The organism is Candidatus Sphingomonas colombiensis (assembly GCA_029202845.1).
Taxonomy (GTDB): Bacteria; Pseudomonadota; Alphaproteobacteria; order Sphingomonadales; family Sphingomonadaceae; genus Sphingomonas; species Sphingomonas colombiensis.
The window spans coordinates 158,000-176,325 of sequence record CP119315.1 but is presented as its reverse complement, the minus strand read 5'-3'; the positions used below and the strand labels follow the sequence as shown (position 1 = coordinate 176,325).

Sequence of the window (18,326 nt, the reverse complement as noted above, 5' to 3'; positions counted from 1 at the left end):
ACGCGCGCACGCGCACCAAAAGCAGGGGTAATCCATGACTTATGCAAACCATCCGGGCGTTGCCCGGCGCAATTCCATTGGCGGTCGCCGCAGCGCGCTGCTGCTCGGCACGGCGCTCGCGCCGCTGGCGATCAGCTTCGCCGCGCACGCGCAGAGCACCGGGCAGACCGTGGTGCTCGAAGAGGGTCGGCCGCCGGTCGCGGTAACGCTTGGTGCGGGCGACGATCGCGTCGTGGTCGATATTTCGCGGGTGGACGCCGACAGTGGCGTGCTCGATCTCACCGGGCTTACTACCGGCCCCGTCACCGACGAGGGGGGCCGCGACAGCGTGTGGTTGCGCGCCACCGGCAGCCAGACGCGCAATGTCGTCTTCACCGAGGTGAAAGGGAGCACCGCGCAGCAATTCGTCCGCGCGGACGCGGCCACCGGCACGCCATTCGACGGTGGCACCGTCTATGAAGCATCCGGCAACGATACCGTTTTGACACTGGAGAACCGCTCGCGCTCGCCGATCCCCGCAGATCCCGCCAAATTGCCGAACAACGCGTCGATGGATCTGCGACATGGCCCGATGCAGTTCGCCGGGGACGGCACGGTCCTGCTGACCTTCTCGCTCAACGCCGCCAATCAGCCGGATGCGACGCAGCAGGCGATCCGCGTACTGCCCGGCTCGACCTCACAGGAGCAGGGCAGCGGCGGCGATGGTAAACTGGCGCTGGTGCTCGATGCGGATGTCGGCGGTGACAGCGCGCTTGCCGGACTGATCGACGTCCGCAACGCCGCGTCCCTGCGCGTGACCAGCAAGTCGCGCGTGCAGATTCTGGAAGGGACCGCGATCGTTGGTGGAAAGGCGGACATCATTCTTGATGCCAACGGCTGGGTAAACTCGTTCAACGCCGCCTTCCCGGACGTTACGCTGATCAAAAGCTCCGGCCGCGTGTTCAACTCGACCAGGGTGAGTGTCGGTGGCCAAAATGGCAGCCCCACCGCGCAAGGCGTCGCGATCCGGCTCGATGGCGGCAAGCTTTATAACACCCTGACGGAAGCCGAATCCGGCACGGGCGCGGCCAGCGGCGGCATCGGCAATATCATCGGCGGCAGCACGGGCGTGCTGGCGGCAAGCGGCGACAATTATATCGAGAATGTCGGCGATATTCGCGCCAGCACCGGCGCGGCCGTGGAGAGCCTGCGCGGTACATCGGTGCTGCGCAACAAGGTGTGGACCTTCTCCAAGGGCAGCGGAACGCGCGCCGGCACGATCACCGGCGGCATGGTGGACGGGCGGCAGGTCGCCTATCAGGGCGGAAGCGGCACCGACATGGTAGTCAATTCCGGAACGATCACCGGCGACATTGATCTTGGTGATCGCGAGGATATGTTCCTTTTTACCGGCGCCACCAATGGCGTGAATGGAACGATCGAGGGCGGCTCGGGGCTGGACGGCTATGGTCGCTCGTTCAGCGCCAGCGCGACCCACACGCTGTCCAACGATATTCTCGGCAACGGCAATAGCGGCTTCGAGATGCACGGAATCGAAGCGGCGGGCGGCGACACCACCGTCACGGTCGCGGCGGCGGCCACGCTCGATGCGGGGCTGATGCTGGTCGGCAACGGATCGGTCGTGAACACGGCGAACATCAATTCGAGCGATTTTGGTTTCTACATCCGCGATATCGCCAACGTGGCACGCGGGATACGCGTCACCAATCGTGGCGATGTGGTGAGCAGGAAGGGCGTATATGGCCGCACCGGCATCGCCGGCTTCGTCAACGAAGGGCTGATCCGCGCGACGGAGGGCAATGGCGTTTTCTTCAACATCGGGGAGTTGGCTCAGCCGATCGCGACGGTCGAATTCCGCAATGCCGGCACGATCGAAACCGAATCCGACGATTCGGATGCGCTGGGGATGCAGTTCGACGCGACGAATGATGGGGGGCCGCTGGCCGACGTCCTTAACACCGGGACGATCCGCAACGCCGGCTCGCGCGAATCCTTCGACGCCGACGAGCATTATGGCGTGCGGCTTCGCGACATCAGCGAGCAGGACAATATGCTGCGGTTTCGCAACGATGGCCTGGTGGAAGCCACCGGCCGCGGCGTAACCGCCGTATCACTGGAAAGCGCGCGCAACCATGTCGTCAACAGCAAGACGATCCGCGCCGAGGGAATGGGCGCGAGCGCAGTCCGGATCATGTCCCAGTTCCATCCCGATCAGCAGACGACAACCGCTTCGCTCGTCAACAGCGGCACGATCAGCGCCAATGGTGGGGCGTGGATCAACGCCGACAACAATTTTGCGACGATCAACACCGCGGTCGGCATGTCGCTGGGCGGCGCGAACGCGCGCGGGGAACTCGTCAACAGCGGAACGATCGAGGCGATGGGTTCCGGGTCCGTCGCGGTTGTGGCGGTGGACGATAGTGGGTCGGGCGCGGCTTTCGTGCTGGACAATGACGGAACGATACGCGGTCAGGCCGAAACGTTGTTTGGCGAGCATCAGGGCGTGCCCGAGCCCTATCGCCGGCTGGCGGGGGCGATCCACACTTTCGGCACGATCGATACCGTCACCAATCGCGGGCTGATCCAGGGCAATGTCGATCTTGGTAGCTTCGATGACCAGTTCCGCAACTATGGCCGGCTGGAGGGTGATCTGCGCCTTGGCGATGGCGACGACACCTATGTCTTCGGTGGCGGGAGCAGCCTGACCGGCACGGCCGACGGAGGGGACGGTTTCGACGTTATCGCGGTCGATCGGACCGGCGATATGGCCAAGCGGATCGACGCGAGCCGGTTCGTGGGTTTCGAGGCGCTGATGGGGGTTCCCGATACTGCGGGCACGGGCAAGGTTTCGATTTTCGGCAATTTCGACGCCGAATCGCTGAGGATCGGCGACATCGCGTTGAACATCGATGCCGGCGATACGGTAAGCTCTGCCGGTGGCGCGGCGGTCGACACCTTCATCGGTGGCGACGGACGGGAAACGATCAACAATGCCGGCACGATTGCCGGCGGTCTCGCGATGGGCGGCGGCGACGATACGCTGAATAACAGCGGGACCATCGGCAACAATGTCGACATGGGTGCGGGTAACGATGTCGTCGTCAATTCAGGGCGGATCGAGGGGAACCTGAATCTGGGCGATGGCGACGATCGCTATGTCGCGCTGGCCGGAGGAATCGTCACCGGCGATATCGATGGCGGTGCGGGCAACAACACCTTCGTCTTCCGCCTGACCGGCAGCGAGGGTGAGATTCCGGGATCGGTGCTGAACTTCAACTCGTTCGGGGCTTATGGCCCCGGTACGCTGAAGGTGAATCTCGACAAGGGCCAGAATTACAACAATCTCGAATTGCTGGAGAGCGCGAATCTCGTCCTGTCAGGATCGAACGGCTCGGTCGGCAACGTCATCGGTGATGACAGCGCGCAGGTCGTTACGATCGATGGCGTGTTGACCGGCGGTGTCTCGCTGGGCGGCGGGGATGATACGCTCAACATGACGTTGGCGGGGCTGCTCGAAGGCGCGCTGGATGGCGGCGCGGGCACGGATACGCTGAACCTGAGCCTCACCGGCGATTCGACGATCAAGGGGATGTACGGTTTCGAAATCGCGAACATCTCCGGTGACGCGAAGCTGACGCTGGCCGGAGATCTGGGTGCCGGCCAGCAGGTGAATTTCCTTGGCGACGTCGACAATGAGCTGGTGATCGCCGCCGGCGTGAAATTCGAAGGCGCGGTGAATGGTGGCGAAGGGCGCGATCTGCTGCGTGTCCAGTCCGGCAGCAGCGACAGCCGCACGGTCGTCGCTTCGCAGATCACCTCGTTCGAGGATCTCGTGTCGGAGGGCGCGGGCACGCTCGCGCTGACCAATGGCAGCTACAGCTTCGAATCCGTCGCGATAAACGGCGGCAATTTCGAGCTGGGCGCGAACAGCACGCTCGCCTCGGCGGCGGGTATCGTCTTCGATGGTGCGGACAATCGCTTCACATTGGGCAGCGGGGCGACCGTCTCGGGCCGGATCGATGGCGGCGCGGGCAACGACACGCTGGCGCTGGTGCAGGGCGCGGGGACGACCCGTCTGCTGAGCGCGCTCGATCAGACCGGGTTCGAGGCGCTCGAATCCTTCGGCGCCGGCGAATTGCGGATCGATCGCGATGCGGCGTTCGAGGGCGGCGCGCGGCTGAACGGTGGCAAGGTCAGTGTGATGCAGGGCTATACGCTCGCCGCGAATGTTACCGGCGGCGACGGGGCGGATACGCTGGCCGTGTTCGGGACGGTCGATGGCAATATCGATCTCGGCGCGGGCAACGACACGCTGGTGATCGGCGGTCTCGGCAACGTCACCGGTACGCGTGATGGGGGGGAGGGGACCGACCGGCTGGTCTTCGACACCCAGGGAACCTACGCCGAGCCGACGGTGTATGACGGCACCGGATTTACCGGATTCGAGGAGCTGGGGGTAGCGGGCGGCGTCGTGTCGCTGACCGGCGACACGAACTGGAACAGCGTGGCGATCACCGGCGGCCGGCTGATCGGCCAGGCGGGTACGACAATCACGTCCGCCAACGCGATCCAGGTGGCGCATGGCGCGACCTTTGGTTCGGCCGGGATCGTCAACGGGGATATCAACGTCGCGGGTACGCTGTCGCCGGGCGCGTCGCCGGGAACGATGACGGTCAACGGCAACGTCAATTTCGTGGCCGGCTCCAACCTGTTGCTGGAGGTTTCGCCGACGGTCAGTGATCTGCTGCACATTTCGGGCAAGATGACGATCGCTGACGGCGCGGCGGTGGATATCACCGGCGTGCTGCACGGAACCCCGGGCAATACGCTCGATCTCGTCGTGGCGGACGGCGGCATCACCGGGCGTTTCACCACGATCAACAAGTCGAACGACATCTTCGGCTTCGTCGTCCAGAGCGGTAATCGGCTACAGATCCAGAGCGAGTTCCTCACCCCCCCCACTTATCCTCGCAACGTCCGTGCGAGCATCGCTTATGCCAATGAGGTGCTCCGAGATGGCTATGGCGTGCAGGCGTTCACCGCCGCTCTGCCGGTGCTGGTCGATGCGGAGGGCAATGCGAATAAGACTGCCTTTGCGCAACTCACGCCGGAAGCTTTTGGCTCGGCGCTCCAGCTCGGCATCGAAAAGGGGCTGATCGTTGCGGATGGAGCGCGGGCTTTTGCGGCCACCGGCATGGGCGGCAAGGGGTTTTACAGCTTCGGTCAGTTCGTGAATGCCAATGCTACATTGCACGGCCAGGCGGAAAGCGGCGCAGCCGGGGCGCATATCGGCAGCCATGGTTTCTTTGGTGGCATCGGTTACGGGCTTGAGAACGGTTCCCGCATGGGTCTGTTCATCGGCGGTCTGGACAGCAACCAATCGCTTCGGGAGCTTGGCGCAAAGACTGAAGGGAATAGTTTGCTCGCCGGGGCTTACGCCGATCTCCGGCTCGACAGTTTCGGGCTGCATGGCTTGCTGGCGTATGACACGGGCACCGTGGAGACGAAACGTCTGCTGGCCGTATCGGCTGGTACGGCCAAGTCGCGATACGGCCTCTCGAGCTGGGTGGTCGACCTGTCGGCGGATTACCGGGCGCGGCTCGGCGTCTTGGCAATCACGCCGAAGCTCGGTGTCACCCTCGTCCATGCTGGACGCGACGCGATCGCATCTGAGCAGGGCGTCGGCGATTTCGGCCTGTCGGTTTCAGGTGGCAGCAAGGTGAGTTGGTTTGGCGACGCGAGCCTGGCGCTCTCGGGCGATTTCAGCCTCGGCGGGATGGCCGTGCAGCCCTTTGCACAGGCCGGCGTGCGGCACGCACTGAACAATGGCGCAACGCGGGTTTCGGCGCGCTTTGCCGGCGCGGCTAGCGGGTTCACGGTGGATGGCGTCGAACGGGATCGCACCACGGGTCGTTATGGGCTCGGGATCGGCCTTGGTATCGCCGACGGTGTGCGCGTTCAGGCGAGCTATAATGGCGAATTCTCGGGAACGCGGCGCAACAATTTCATGGGGGGATTGTCGATCAGGTTCTGATACTGAACGCCGGCCACGCGGGTTTTTCACTCGGGTGGCCGGCGGCAGCCGCATCAATGTTGCAAGGATAGCCAGATGGTTGAGCTGAGAACTCACCGCCTTCGTTTGCGACCGGCTGTGGAAGCTGACCTTGCCGCTTTCCACTCCATACTGAGCGATCCACGAGCAATGATCTTCTGGTCGACGCCGGCTCATTCGGATCTGCAGGAAACGCGGGAGTGGCTCGCCGCGATGATCGGAATCAATGCGGGCGAGGGCGAGGATTTCGTTGTCGAATATGAAGGGAGGCTGATCGGAAAGGCGGGCCTATATCGGTTTCCCGAGATCGGTTTTATCTTCAATCCCGACGTATGGGGCCACGGATTTGCAGGCGAAGCCGTTCGGGCGGTCATCGCTCGCGCGTTCGGCCACCATCGCCTCTCCTCCATCGACGCTGATGTGGATCCGCGCAATGCCGCCTCTCTCAGACTCCTCGCTCGTCTGGGCTTCCAGGAAGTCGGACGAGCGCGAGGTACCTGGCTGGTCGGAGCAGAAAAGTGCGACAGTGTTTATTTGAGGCTGGCGATGGAAGGCTGGGAGCCGAAATAGTGGCGGCCGGCGGGATGCATGGCGCCTGAATCTCCGAACAAAATTTCGCAGTTGCGACCCGGATTCTTTCGATCCGCGCGTCCGACGATCTATCGCCACCGACGTCAGATCAGGAACGGACATCTCAACCTCGTCGTCGCGAGGCAGGAAAATCAGTTCACAATCGCTTGAATAGCTCCTAGATTTCTGGACGTCTTCAATAGTTCGACGTGACTGCGCCCAACCGGATCTGGGTGACAGACACCACCTACATCCGCACCTTGGAAGGCTTTGCCCATCTGGCTGTCGCAATCGACCTGTACTCCCGCCGCATGGTGGGCTGGTCGATGCAGAACCGGCAGACCACCGATGTGGTGCTGCAGGCGCTGCAGATGGCGGTATGGCGACGCAAACCGAAACGACGGGTATTGATCCATTCGGATCAGGGATCGCAGTTCACCAGCATGGACTGGGCGGCATTCATATGAGCACACAATCTTGAGCACTCGATGAGGCGGCGTGGCAACTGCCATGACAATGCCGTTGCGGAGAGCTTCTTCTCGTCGGTCAAGCGCGAGCGTATCCGCCGCCGCACCTACAAAACACGCGAAGGGGCCCGGCAAGGCGTGTTCGATTACGTCGAGATGTTCTACAGCCCGATGCGCAAGCACGTCAGAAACGGAATGCTGTCGCCTCTCGAGCTCGAACGACAGCAGGTCTTGAAAGCGGAAGGCGTCTAGAACGCGAGGGGCTATTTAAGGCACGGCTTCAGGCGATGATAAGCTTTACACCTGACTGTTCGATCATTCTGCTATGAATATCACTGATACCGGGGTCAGTGATAACTACGTCCAGTTCATCCAATCCGCATACAACGGAGCCCGAAGGGGCGGTGAATTTCGAGCTGTCGACCAGCAACGCGACCCACTCGGCACGGTCGATCATCTGGCGCTCAGCTGCCGCCAGCACGACGTCGGCTTGCATCGCACCCTGCGCGCCAACGAAGGCCGCCCCCATGAACAAGCGCGGAGCATGGACCCGTGGCATGCACTCTTCGCCGCCGATTCCCAGGATGATATTCTGTTCGCGGAATACTGAACCGCCGGGGACGGCAATGCGCGTGCCCGGTTCGGGCAGCAATGCGCTCACTACATGCAGCGAATTGGTAAGCACCTGAAGATTGAGGCCGGCGAGATGGCGGCACATTTGCAAGGTGGTCGAACCGCCATCGATGATGATCGATTCTCCCGGCTTGCACAGCCCGGCGGCGGCACGACCGATCGCTTCCTTCTGTTTGCGGTTGCGATCGATATTCTCATGGAAGGGCACGCCGGCCAGTGACTGGACATCCGTGCTTCCACCTGTAGCCTCGTCGTCGACGAGCCGTGCGCCACCGCGCACGCGCTGGATCACGCCGTTAACCTCAAGCCGGTCGAGGTCGCGACGCAGCGTTGCCGGCGAAGCTTGGATCGCCGCCTCAAGGCTCTTGAACGACACGAAGCCGGTCTTCCCGATCAGATTGAGGATCAGGCTATCGCGTTCTTCGACATGCATTCCATTGCGGCCTCACTATTTCCAAGCCATTTTGGCGGGCAAATTCTCCGAAATCAATCTTTTCCGCTCAAACGATGCCAGCGCCGAGCCCCACTGCTCTGCGTTCCCGTGCTTTGCGCGCGCGCCAGCCGCTAGCGCGATAAGCCGGGATCGGATCAATCGCGCCGCCGGCTTCCAGGCGAGCCATGGCAAGGATCGGCGAAACGTCGGCGCGGTAGCCCCTCCGTAGCGTGAGGAAGGCCAGCATGGTATCATTGCTATCCTGCGCAGCGGACAGCGCCTCACGATCGACGATGCTAGCCTTGGCAAAGGCGCCGACAATCGCCTCAGCCGAGGCGATCATGCTCTCGATCGGATCGGTCACGTTATGCGACTGATCGATCATATAAGCGGGGTCAAACCCCTCGCGCGGATTCAACTCTGCCTCGATAAGCTCGTTGAAGACGAGGAAGAGCTGGTGCGGATTGATCGAGCCGCTGTCGAGATCGTCGTCACCATATTTGCTGTCGTTGAAATGGAAGCCGCCGAGCTTGCCGAAGTGATGGAGTCGGGCGACGATCTGTTCGATGTTCACATTGGGCGCGTGATGCCCAAGATCGACAAGGCATCGGGCCTTGGGCCCCAGTTCCTGAGCCGCGAGAATCGATGAACCCCAATCGGCGATTACGGTGGAGTAGAAGGCCGGCTCGAACATTTTGTGTTCGAGGAGCATGTTCCAGTCGTCGGGCAGTGCTGCGTAGACCTGAGCCGCGGCCTCAAGATAGCGATCGAGTGATTTGGAGAAGTCCTGTTGTCCGGGAAAGTTTGTGCCGTCGCCCACCCAGACGGTGAGCGCGGTCGAGCCGAGTTGCCGGCCGATTTCGATGCATTCGATATTGTGCTTGATCGCTTGGGTGCGCACGCAAGCGTCGTTGGCGGAGAGGCTGCCGTCGCGATAGCTGAGCTTCTGGCCCGGCTGGTCCTGAAAAGTGTTCGAGTTGATTGCGTCGAATCCGAGACCCAGCGCCGCGGCTTCCTCGCGCAGCGAGGCGTAATCGCCCACCGTGTCCCAAGGAAAGTGGGGGCTGACGCGAGGTGTGACGGTAGAGAGCTGGTGGATTACAGCGCAATCGGCGAGTTTTTCATATATGGTGGTCGGCTCGCCGGGGATGGGAAATTTGGCGAAGCGCGTGCCGCCTCGGCCCGCGCCCCAGCTCGGTATTGCGACCGAGAACCCCGCGACGCGTGATTTCACCGCATCGATATCGATCCCGCGACGCGCGAGTGCGCGGCCGAGACTGTCATATTCGTCGCGTAACGCATCGGCTCGCATTTCGTTATGGCTCTCGATCTGATCGACCGAAAGCGGCAGTTGCTTCGCCATTGCACCCTCTTTTCGTTCTTATCGCGTGAACGCCTGCGCGTTCCCGGCGTCCACGTTGACGATGTTGCCCGTTGATTTGGAAGAGGCTTCGGAAGCGAAAAAGTACACCGCCTCGGCCACGTCCTCGGGCAACACGTCGCGCCTCAGCATCGATCGGTTGCGGTAATGCTCCTCCAGCGCCAGACCGGGATCGATGCCATGCGCGCCGGCGCGCTCCTTGCGCCAGTCTCCATCCCAAATCCGCGAACCCTTGATCACCGCATCCGGATTGACCGTGTTGACGCGGATGCCGTGTGGGGCCCCTTCCAGCGCGAGGCAGCGCGCTAGATGCAGCGATGCCGCCTTGGCCGAAGCATAAGCAGACGCATTGACCGCAGCAGCGAGCGCGTTCTTCGAGCCGATGAATACGATTGAACCGCCATTTACTGCGCGCATCAGCGGAAAGGCGGCGCGGGCGCTAAGGAAATAGCCTTCTGTCAGCACGTCGTAATTGCGGCGCCATAGCTCCACGCTCGTTTCCTCGATGGAGGCGGAGGAGGCGATGCCGGCATTGGCGACGAGGATGTCGAGGCCACCGAACTCGCGGGTACAGGTTTCGAAAGCAACGGCGACCTGACGCTCGTCGGTGACGTCGCAGGTCTCTGCGCGTACCATGTCCTTGCCGAAGGCTTGTGCCATCTCGTCGCGGACGCGTTCGGCGGCGTCAACGTCGCGGTCGATCAGCATCACGCAGGCGCCGTCCTGAAGCAGCCGGCGTACCGTCGCCGTACCGATGCCGCCGCCGCCGCCACTCACTAGCGCGACGCGACCGACCAACGGCTTCGGTTTGGGCATGCGGCGGAGTTTCGCTTCCTCCAAAGCCCAATATTCGATGTTATAGGCTTCTTTCTCGGGCAGACCGACATAATCGCCAATCGCCTCGGCACCGCGCATTACGTTGATAGCATTGCCGTAGAACTCGCCTGCCAGACGCGCGGTAGTCTTATCCGAAGCGAACGTGATGCGGCCAACGCCTGGGATCAGCACCACCACGGGGTTCGGGTCCCGCATCGCGGGGGCGCCCGGCTCGGCGCAGCGCTGATAGTAGGCAGCATAGCCTTTGCGATAGGCCTCCAGCGCTTGCGCCAGATAGGGCGCGTCGTCGAGCCGAGCCGGATCGAGAACGAGCGGCACAATTTTGGTCCGCAGGAAGTGATCGGGGCAAGATGTGCCAATTGCCGCTAATCGGGTGAAATCGCGACTGCCGACGAATTCCAGCGTTTCTGGGTCGTCGGAGAAATGGCCGATCTTGCCACGTTCGCCGGGCATCAGGCCACGTAGTGTAGGCATGAGCCTCGCGGCGGCCGCCCCCCGCTCACGGGCGGGCAGAGGAGCGGTAACTTCGCCGTTGAATGCCGGGCAGCGCGCGAGGCGCTCGTTGAGGTAGCGGGCCGCATCGGTGATCAGCGCAATGGTGTTGTCATAGCAGGCCTTGGGCGTCTCGCCCCAGCAAATGATGCCGTGCCCTTCAAGCATTACGCCGCGCAGGTTCGGTGTTGCGGCGGCGAGCGCGCGGAGTTGAAGCCCCAGTTCGAATCCCGGCCGCTTCCACGGTAGCCAGCCAATCGTGCCGCCCCAGATCTCGTCGGTCGCCGCCTTGCCCGCGCTCGATGCGGCCAGCGCGATGATCGCGTCGGGGTGGACATGGTCGACGTGGGCGTATGGCAGATAGCCGTGCAATGGGGTGTCGATCGAGGCCGCGCGCGCGTTCAGGTTGAACGTGCAATGCGGCAGATACGCGACCATCTCGTCCTCGAATTCCACACCGCGATAGCGCGTTTCGAGGCCCAGCAGCTTGTCGAGATAGAGTGTCGCGAAGCCGTCGAGTTTCATCGAGCCGAGATCGCCGCCCGAACCCTTTACCCAAAGCACCGTCACCGGCGCGCCCGAGAGCGGGTCTGTCATCGCGATCTTTGCCGAGGTGTTGCCGCCGCCGAAATTGGTGACGGTCAGGTCAGAGCCGAGCAGGTTCGACCGGTAGAGTAACAGGTCTTCCGACGATTTGCCGGCGGCCTCCGCATCTGACCAGCGGTTGCGCGGCACGGTGAACGGAATGGCGGAAGCTGCCGGGCGCACCCTTGTCTCGTGTTCAAGCATCCGGAATCAATCTCCCCCAGCGCCCGGTCCGGCGCGAGCCTTTCTATCAAAGTGGCTGGTCATATACAATCAACTTCGATAAATATCAATCACAACAATTGGGGAGGCGGCATTGAGTGAGGGGCTGAGCGTCGTGCTCGATCTGGGTAAGACTTTGTCGAAGCTCAGCCTTTGGAGTCCATCGGGCACAATGCTGGCTCGACGGACCCGGCTCAATGATCGCCACGTAGCGATGCTGGGCGGTCAGAGCGTCCGTGTGCTCGACGCTATGGGGATCGAGGCATGGGCGGAGGAGGTGCTGCGTGAGTTCGCCGGGCTCGGCCGGGTGGCGCGAATCATCCCGGTGGGGCACGGCGCTGCGGCCGCGATCTTGCGCGATGGGGCGCTGGCGGCGGCGGCGCTCGATTACGAGCAGTTGATCCCGGCGGAATATGTCGCCGCTTATCATAAGCAGCGCGATCCGTTCGCGCACACCGGCTCGCCCGCATTGCCCGACGGGCTCAATTTGGGGTTGCAGCTCCATTTCCTCGATCTGCTCGATCCCGCGCTATTGAGTGGCGACGCGACGATCCTGCCCTGGCCGCAATATTGGGCGTGGTGTTTCTCCGGCGTTGCAGCATCGGAAGTGACCAGCTTCGGCTGCCATAGCGATCTGTGGTGTCCTGCGACCGCGGAGCCATCTAGGCTGGCGCGGCGCCGGGGGTGGGCTGCGCGGTTCGCGCCGCTACGCCGCGCCGGGGAGGCGATCGGCACGATTACCACGGATTGGGTAAGGCGCACGGGTTTGCCGCCCGATGTCGCGGTGCATTGCGGGCTGCATGACTCGAACGCCGCGTTGCTTGCTGCGCGTGGTTTTGCGGAGATCGCGGGTCACGAGGCGACGGTACTCTCGACCGGCACTTGGTTTGTCGCGATGCGCACGCCGGGCATCGGTGTGCACGTCGATCTGGCGGCCCTTTCCGAGGCGCGCGATTGCGTGGTTAACGTCGATGTCCACGGCACGCCGATCCCCTCGGCGCGTTTCATGGGTGGGCGCGAGATCGAACTGTTGACCGGCATCGACGCGCGGCGGATCGACATCAATCCGGATCAACCGGCGATCATTGCCGCGCTGCCCGGCGTCGTTTCTACGGGCGCGATGGTGCTGCCGACGCTCACGCCGGGGGTGGGGCCGTTCCCCATTGGCGCGAACCGTTGGGTCAATCGGCCGCGCGACGCAATCGAGCTGCGTGCCGCAGTGTGCTTGTATGCCGCGCTGGTGGCGGACGCGGCGCTTGAACTGATCGGTGCACGTGAACGCGTGCTGGTCGAGGGGCGGTTCGGTGAGGCCCTGGCCTTTGTTCGCACGCTCGCCACCCTGCGGCCGGACCTACGCTTTTTCGTTTCGAACCAGCGCAACGACGTCTCTTACGGCGCCCTGCGGCTGATCGCCCCCTGGCTGTCACCGCCTTCGGCGCTCAGCGAAGTCCAGCCGCTCGATTGCGATCTCGTCGGCTACGCGGCACGCTGGCGAGCTCAGGCAACAGGCGACAGCGAGGCGGCATGAAGGCGGCATCGATATCGGACTATCGCGAACTGGCGCGTCGGCGGCTGCCGCGTTTCCTGTTCGATTACATTGACGGCGGTTCCTATGCCGAGATGACGCTCGGGCGGAACGTCGCCGATCTGGAGGCGGTGGCGCTGCGCCAGCGCGTGTTACGCGACATTTCGGCGATCGACCTGTCGACAACGTTGTTCGGGCAGAGATTGGCGATGCCGGTAGTGCTCGGGCCGGTCGGCCTCGCCGGTCTGAACGCGCGACGTGGTGAAGTGCAGGCGGCGCAAGCAGCGGTGACGGCAGGGGTGCCATTCACATTGTCGACGGTATCAGCCTGCCCGCTTTCCGAAGTCGTGGCGGCGGTGCGCGAACCCTTGTGGTTCCAGCTTTATATGATCCGCGACCGTGGCTTCATGATGGACCTGATGCAGCAGGCGTGCGCAGCGAATTGCCCGGTGCTGATCTTCACCGTCGATATGCCCGTGCCGGGTACGCGCTATCGTGACTATCGCTCGGGTCTGGCCGGTGCGCCGGGTTTTGGAGGATCGCTGCGGCGGCTCGGCCAGGTACTCACGCATCCACGCTGGGCCTGGGACGTCGGCCTGTGGGGGCGGCCCCATCATCTCGGCAATGTCGCACCGGTGCTGGCGGGCAAGACCGGACTAGACGACTTCTTCGCCTGGATGCGTGACAATTTCGATCCCGCCGTCAACTGGGACGATCTTGATTTCGTGCGGCAGCATTGGAAAGGGCCGATCGTACTCAAAGGCATCCTCGACGCCGAGGATGCGCGTGAGGCGGCGGCGCGCGGCGTGGACGGCGTGATTGTTTCCAACCACGGGGGGCGGCAGCTCGACGGGGTGCCGTCCAGCGCGCGCGCTTTGCCTGCAATCGCCGCCGCTGTCGGTGACAGGATGACGGTGCTCGCGGACGGCGGTGTCCGCTCCGGGCTGGACGTGGTGCGTATGCTCGCGCTGGGGGCGAAGGGTGTGCTGCTCGGACGCGCCTGGGCATGGGCGCTTGGTGGAGCAGGGCAGGCGGGAGTCGAGCATGTCCTCGCGCTGCTCGCGGCGGAGATGCGTGTTGCGATGGGGCTGACTGGCGTCACGCGGATCGGCCAGATCGATGAGAATATATTGGTTGAGAGGGGAAAGGAATGGGCGGAAATCCGCTGATCGGGGTAATGTTTCATTGGCTGGGCGGGCTTTCCTCGGCCAGCTTCTATGTTCCCTATCGCCGCATTCGTGCCTGGTCGTGGGAGATATTCTGGCTGGTCGGCGGTGTCTTCTCGTGGCTGATCGCGCCATGGTTGTTCGCTTCGATCCAGACGCACGATCTGCTTGGCGTACTCGAACGAACGCCGCGGGCGACGTGGTTCTGGTGTTGGTTCTGGGGTGCGATGTGGGGTTTCGGAGGTCTCACCTTCGGGCTGACCATGCGCTATCTCGGCCTGTCGCTGGGGATGGCGGTGGCGCTGGGACTGACCACTGTGATTGGCACAATGGGGCCGCCGATCTTCCACGGTACGCTAGGGCAACTTGCCGCGACGACAAGCGGGCAGACGACCTTCTTCGGCATCGCCGTTACGTTGGCGGGCATCGTCGTCGTCGCCGCCGCCGGACGCCGCAAAGAACGCGAGCTATCGGGTGATGCGGCGCGGCAGAGTGTCAGCGAGTTCAATCTGCCGAGGGGCCTCGCCATCGCGGTCTTTTCCGGGATCATGTCGGGCTGTTTCGCCTGGGGTCTTGATGCGGGTCAGCCGATCCGCACCGCTACGCTCGCGGCCGGAACCGATCCGCTGTGGCAGGGGTTGCCGGTGCTGTGCGTTGTGCTGCTAGGGGGCTTCACCACCAATTTTATCTGGTGTGGCTGGCTGATCCTGCGCAACCGTTCGGCTGCTCAACTCGTGGGAGTTGCCGATCCGGGTGAGAAGCCGCCGTTGCTGCGCAATTATCTCCTCGCCGCGCTAGGCGGGACATTGTGGTATTTCCAGTTCTTCTTTTACACCATGGGTGAGAGCCAGATGGGGAAATATGGTTTCTCCTCCTGGACGCTGCACATGGCGAGCATCATCCTGTTCTCGACGCTCTGGGGTTTTGCGCTGAAGGAATGGACCGGGGTAAGTGGTGGTACGCGGCGGTTCGTGTGGTTCGGCATCGGTGCGCTGCTGCTCTCCACAGTGGTGATCGGTATCGGCAACCATCTCGCCGCATGAACGCATGCTCCCCGGCGTGAGCCAGGGAGCATGATATGCGTTAGTCGATTGCCTTTGTCGCGCTGACGCGGATGGTTTTCTTCAGCCGGATATCGTCCGAAGCGCTGCCGGCGAGCAATTGATAGCTTCCCGCGCGTGCCACCCAGTCATGCGTCGCCGTATCCCAATAGGCGAAGGCGCGGGGATCGAGCGTCAGCTCGACCGACCGGCTCTCGCCGGGTTGCAGCGCGACCTTGGAGAAGGCGGCAAGCTGTTTGATCGGCTCGTCGGGCGTGCGATCGTCCCGTGCGACATAAAGTTGGACGACCTCCTTGCCCGCGAGTTTTCCGGTGTTGCGAAGCGAAAGGCGGATTTTCACCGAGGCGCCGGGCGCTACTGTCGCCGGCGCGGTGAGGCCAGCGTAGCCGAAGCTGGTGTAAGACAGCCCGTGGCCGAAAGCATAGAGCGGCGCGACCGCGCGTGCCTCATAACCACGATATCCGACTAGCAGCCCATCGGTATATTTGGTCTTGAGATCGCTAAGCGGGGTCGCATCATCGGCGGTGCGCAGCGGGAAGGTGACCGGCAGCTTGCCCGATGGATTGGTCTTGCCGATCAATATATCGGCGAGCGCGGTGGCGCCTTCTTGTCCGGGAAGCCACATATCGAGAATCGCCGGAACATCCTTCGCCCACGGCATCGTCATCGCCGCGCCGGCATTGATGACTACGACAGTGGAGGGATTGGCGCCGGCGACTGCTGCGATCAGCTTGTCCTGCTCTCCGGGGAGATCGATATTGGCGCGATCATAGCCTTCCCCTTCGGTGAGCGAGGCGGAGCCGGCGATCACGATCGCGGCGTCGGCACGCTTCGCTGCTGCAATCGCGGCAGCGAAATCGGGGCGAGGCACCCTCATCCCCAGCTTGAGCGCTTCATAAGGCGTTTGGCCGGTCACATAATCGAGCTGGATCGGATAGAGCTTTCCGCCTTCCAATTGAATCTGGACGGTTCGGTTGGGAACTGGGAAACCGATCACGTCGCGATTATCCGGCGTGGATGCAGTCGCTTTGTCGATGATCGTCTTGCCGTCGAGCGTAAGCACGCCCGATCCAGTGCCTCGCACGTTGAACTCGTAAGTGCCCGTGGCCGGCGCGTGCAATACGCCTGACCAGCGCATTGCGGCGTAGCCCACCGTCTTGGCGCTGGCGATATTGGCGCTGATCCGCTTGGTGAAATCGGTGACCCGCTCGCTCTTCACGGGCGAGCCGCTGAAATCGGTCTCGGCGTAATAGGTAGCGTGAAGGCCGGTTTCGGTGCTGTTCGAGGATGGGCTGAACAACGCGGGGTCAGCGGTGGGCGGCGTTTCCTCGTTGTCGACGCCCTTCTCATAGATCACCTCGACGCCGGGCAGCGCGGCGCGGATCGCATGGAGCGGTGTCACAAGTTTGTCGAATGGTGCCACGGCCGAACTGCCACCACCTTGAATTCGCGCAATATCGGCATTGGGGCCGATCACTGCCACCGTCCGGATACCGGGTTTCAACGGAAGCACACCGCCATTCTTGAGCAATACGATCGCTTCCTCCGCCGCCGCGCGGGCGGTGGCGCGATGGCGTTCGCCGCCTATTTCGCCGCTGGGAAGCGGCCCATCGAGCGCACCGCTGCGGACGATCAGCTGGACGATGCGTCGCGCATTATCGTCCAACTGAGCCTCGCTTACGTCGCCCTTGCGGACGGCTGCGAGCAATTTGTCGCCGAAATGACTGGCCGGCCCGGGCATCTCCAGATCGAGGCCGGCATTGGCGGCGGCTACGGTTGAATGGGTCGCCCCCCAATCCGATACGACGAAACCGCTATAATTCCATTCCTTTTTGAGCAGATCGGTTAGCAGCCAGCGATTTTCGCTCGCGTAAGTGCCGTTGACCTTGTTGTACGACGCCATAACCGACCACGGATCGGCCCGCTTCACCACCATCTCGAAGGCGGAGAGATAGATTTCGCGCAACGTCCGTTCATCGACGATTGAATCGACGAAGAAACGATTGGTCTCGTGATTGTTCGCGGCAAAATGCTTGAGCGATACACCTACGCCCTTGCCCTGCACCCCGGCGACATAGCCCAGCCCGAGCCGGCCGGAGAGATAGGGGTCTTCTGAATAGGTCTCGAAATTGCGGCCCCAGCGCGGCGTCCGCGCGATGTTGACGGTCGGTGCGAGCAGCACTGATGCGCCATAGCCCCGCGTCTCCTCTGCGATCGCAGCGCCAACGGCCTTGGCGACATCCGGGTTCCACGTCGCCGCGATGGCGACGCCGACCGGGAAGACCGTGGCCGGCTTGCCCTCCGGCGAGCGGACGCCGGTGGGGCCGTCCGTCACCTTGATCTCAGGGATGCCGAGCCGAGGGATCGCGTGCAGCGTCATCGAACTTGCGCCCGCGAGCAGCGACACTTTCTCCTCCAGCGTCAGTCGCGCCATCAGGTTGTCGACGCGCTTCCCAGTCGGCGCGCTCTTCTTGCGATAGGTCATGCCGTCGTTCCGGGTCTGGGCGAGCGCTGGAACGCTAACAACCAGCGCCGCCGTGGCGACGCTGGCAAGAATGCGCGGTTTGATCATTATTTGATCGCGGCGAGATCGGTAGCGGTCTTCGCGAGAACTTCGTCGGTCAGCTTGCCGTCCGAAAAGCCCTGAAGCTGTTTGAGGCTCAGTCCCTTGAACATCTCATATTGCGGCAGACCGACCAGTCCGGGCAGATTCTTGTCGAGAGCTGCCTTCCCCTGCGCATTGGCTACGATGTCCTGGATGGGGGTGTCGAGCGTGAACGTCCCCGTCGCGGCGGGAGCGGGGGCAGGCGCGGGAGTAACCGTAGGGACTGGCGCGTTCTGCGCGAGAGCAGGGGCAGTCGGCAGCGCAAGCAGAGCCGCGATCATGAGACGGTTCATGGTT

10 protein-coding genes and 1 pseudogene are annotated in these 18,326 nt (G+C 63.0%); 6 read left to right on the top strand and 5 right to left on the bottom strand.

Translation table 11 applies throughout. The features are described from left to right. Positions 1-34: 34 nt before the first annotated feature. From P0Y64_00820 to P0Y64_00810, 3 genes and pseudogenes are all read left to right on the top strand, one after another. A complete protein-coding gene (locus P0Y64_00820) occupies positions 35-6,034 on the top strand; it encodes an autotransporter domain-containing protein (GenBank protein ID WEK43421.1) in 6,000 nt (1,999 codons plus the stop codon). Between the two features lie 75 nt (positions 6,035-6,109). Beyond that, complete coding sequence (locus P0Y64_00815; protein ID WEK43420.1) at positions 6,110-6,622, top strand: GNAT family N-acetyltransferase; 513 nt, start codon at positions 6,110-6,112, stop codon at positions 6,620-6,622. A 203-nt stretch (positions 6,623-6,825) separates the two neighbouring features. Next, positions 6,826-7,341, top strand: a pseudogene (locus P0Y64_00810) (IS3 family transposase). Between the two features lie 28 nt (positions 7,342-7,369). Here P0Y64_00810 and P0Y64_00805 read toward each other — a convergent pair. The 3 genes from P0Y64_00805 to P0Y64_00795 all read right to left on the bottom strand — a co-directional run bounded on the left by P0Y64_00805 (position 7,370) and on the right by P0Y64_00795 (position 11,633). After that, entirely contained in the window at positions 7,370-8,155 is a 786-nt protein-coding gene (locus P0Y64_00805; protein ID WEK43419.1) for a DeoR/GlpR family DNA-binding transcription regulator, read from the bottom strand. 67 nt (positions 8,156-8,222) lie between these two features. Beyond that, a complete protein-coding gene (gene rhaI, locus P0Y64_00800; protein ID WEK44925.1) occupies positions 8,223-9,467 on the bottom strand; it encodes an L-rhamnose catabolism isomerase in 1,245 nt (414 codons plus the stop codon). Between the two features lie 69 nt (positions 9,468-9,536). Next, entirely contained in the window at positions 9,537-11,633 is a 2,097-nt protein-coding gene (locus tag P0Y64_00795; GenBank protein ID WEK43418.1) for a bifunctional rhamnulose-1-phosphate aldolase/short-chain dehydrogenase, read from the bottom strand. A 133-nt stretch (positions 11,634-11,766) separates the two neighbouring features. Between P0Y64_00795 and P0Y64_00790 the strand changes: the two genes are divergently transcribed. From P0Y64_00790 to rhaT, 3 genes are read left to right on the top strand one after another with little or no spacing between them, the layout of a single operon-like run. Continuing rightward, a complete protein-coding gene (locus tag P0Y64_00790; GenBank protein ID WEK43417.1) occupies positions 11,767-13,200 on the top strand; it encodes a carbohydrate kinase in 1,434 nt (477 codons plus the stop codon). After that, positions 13,197-14,366 carry an FMN-dependent L-lactate dehydrogenase LldD gene (gene lldD, locus P0Y64_00785; GenBank protein ID WEK43416.1) on the top strand — a complete coding sequence of 390 codons (1,170 nt, stop codon included), beginning with the start codon at positions 13,197-13,199 and terminating at the stop codon, positions 14,364-14,366. The genes P0Y64_00790 and lldD overlap by 4 nt, the downstream gene beginning before the upstream one ends. Further along, the gene (rhaT, locus tag P0Y64_00780; GenBank protein WEK43415.1) at positions 14,348-15,406 is read left to right on the top strand and encodes an L-rhamnose/proton symporter RhaT; all 1,059 of its coding nucleotides are present in this window, start codon (positions 14,348-14,350) and stop codon (positions 15,404-15,406) included. Before lldD ends, rhaT begins: the two co-directional genes overlap by 19 nt. 40 nt (positions 15,407-15,446) lie before the next feature. Here rhaT and P0Y64_00775 read toward each other — a convergent pair whose 3' ends face one another. Further along, positions 15,447-17,996, bottom strand: a complete 2,550-nt coding sequence (locus P0Y64_00775) for a glycoside hydrolase family 3 C-terminal domain-containing protein (protein ID WEK43414.1) — start codon at positions 17,994-17,996, stop codon at positions 15,447-15,449. Then, entirely contained in the window at positions 17,996-18,322 is a 327-nt protein-coding gene (locus tag P0Y64_00770) for a hypothetical protein (protein ID WEK43413.1), read from the bottom strand. The genes P0Y64_00775 and P0Y64_00770 overlap by 1 nt, the downstream gene beginning before the upstream one ends. Positions 18,323-18,326: the final 4 nt, after the last annotated feature.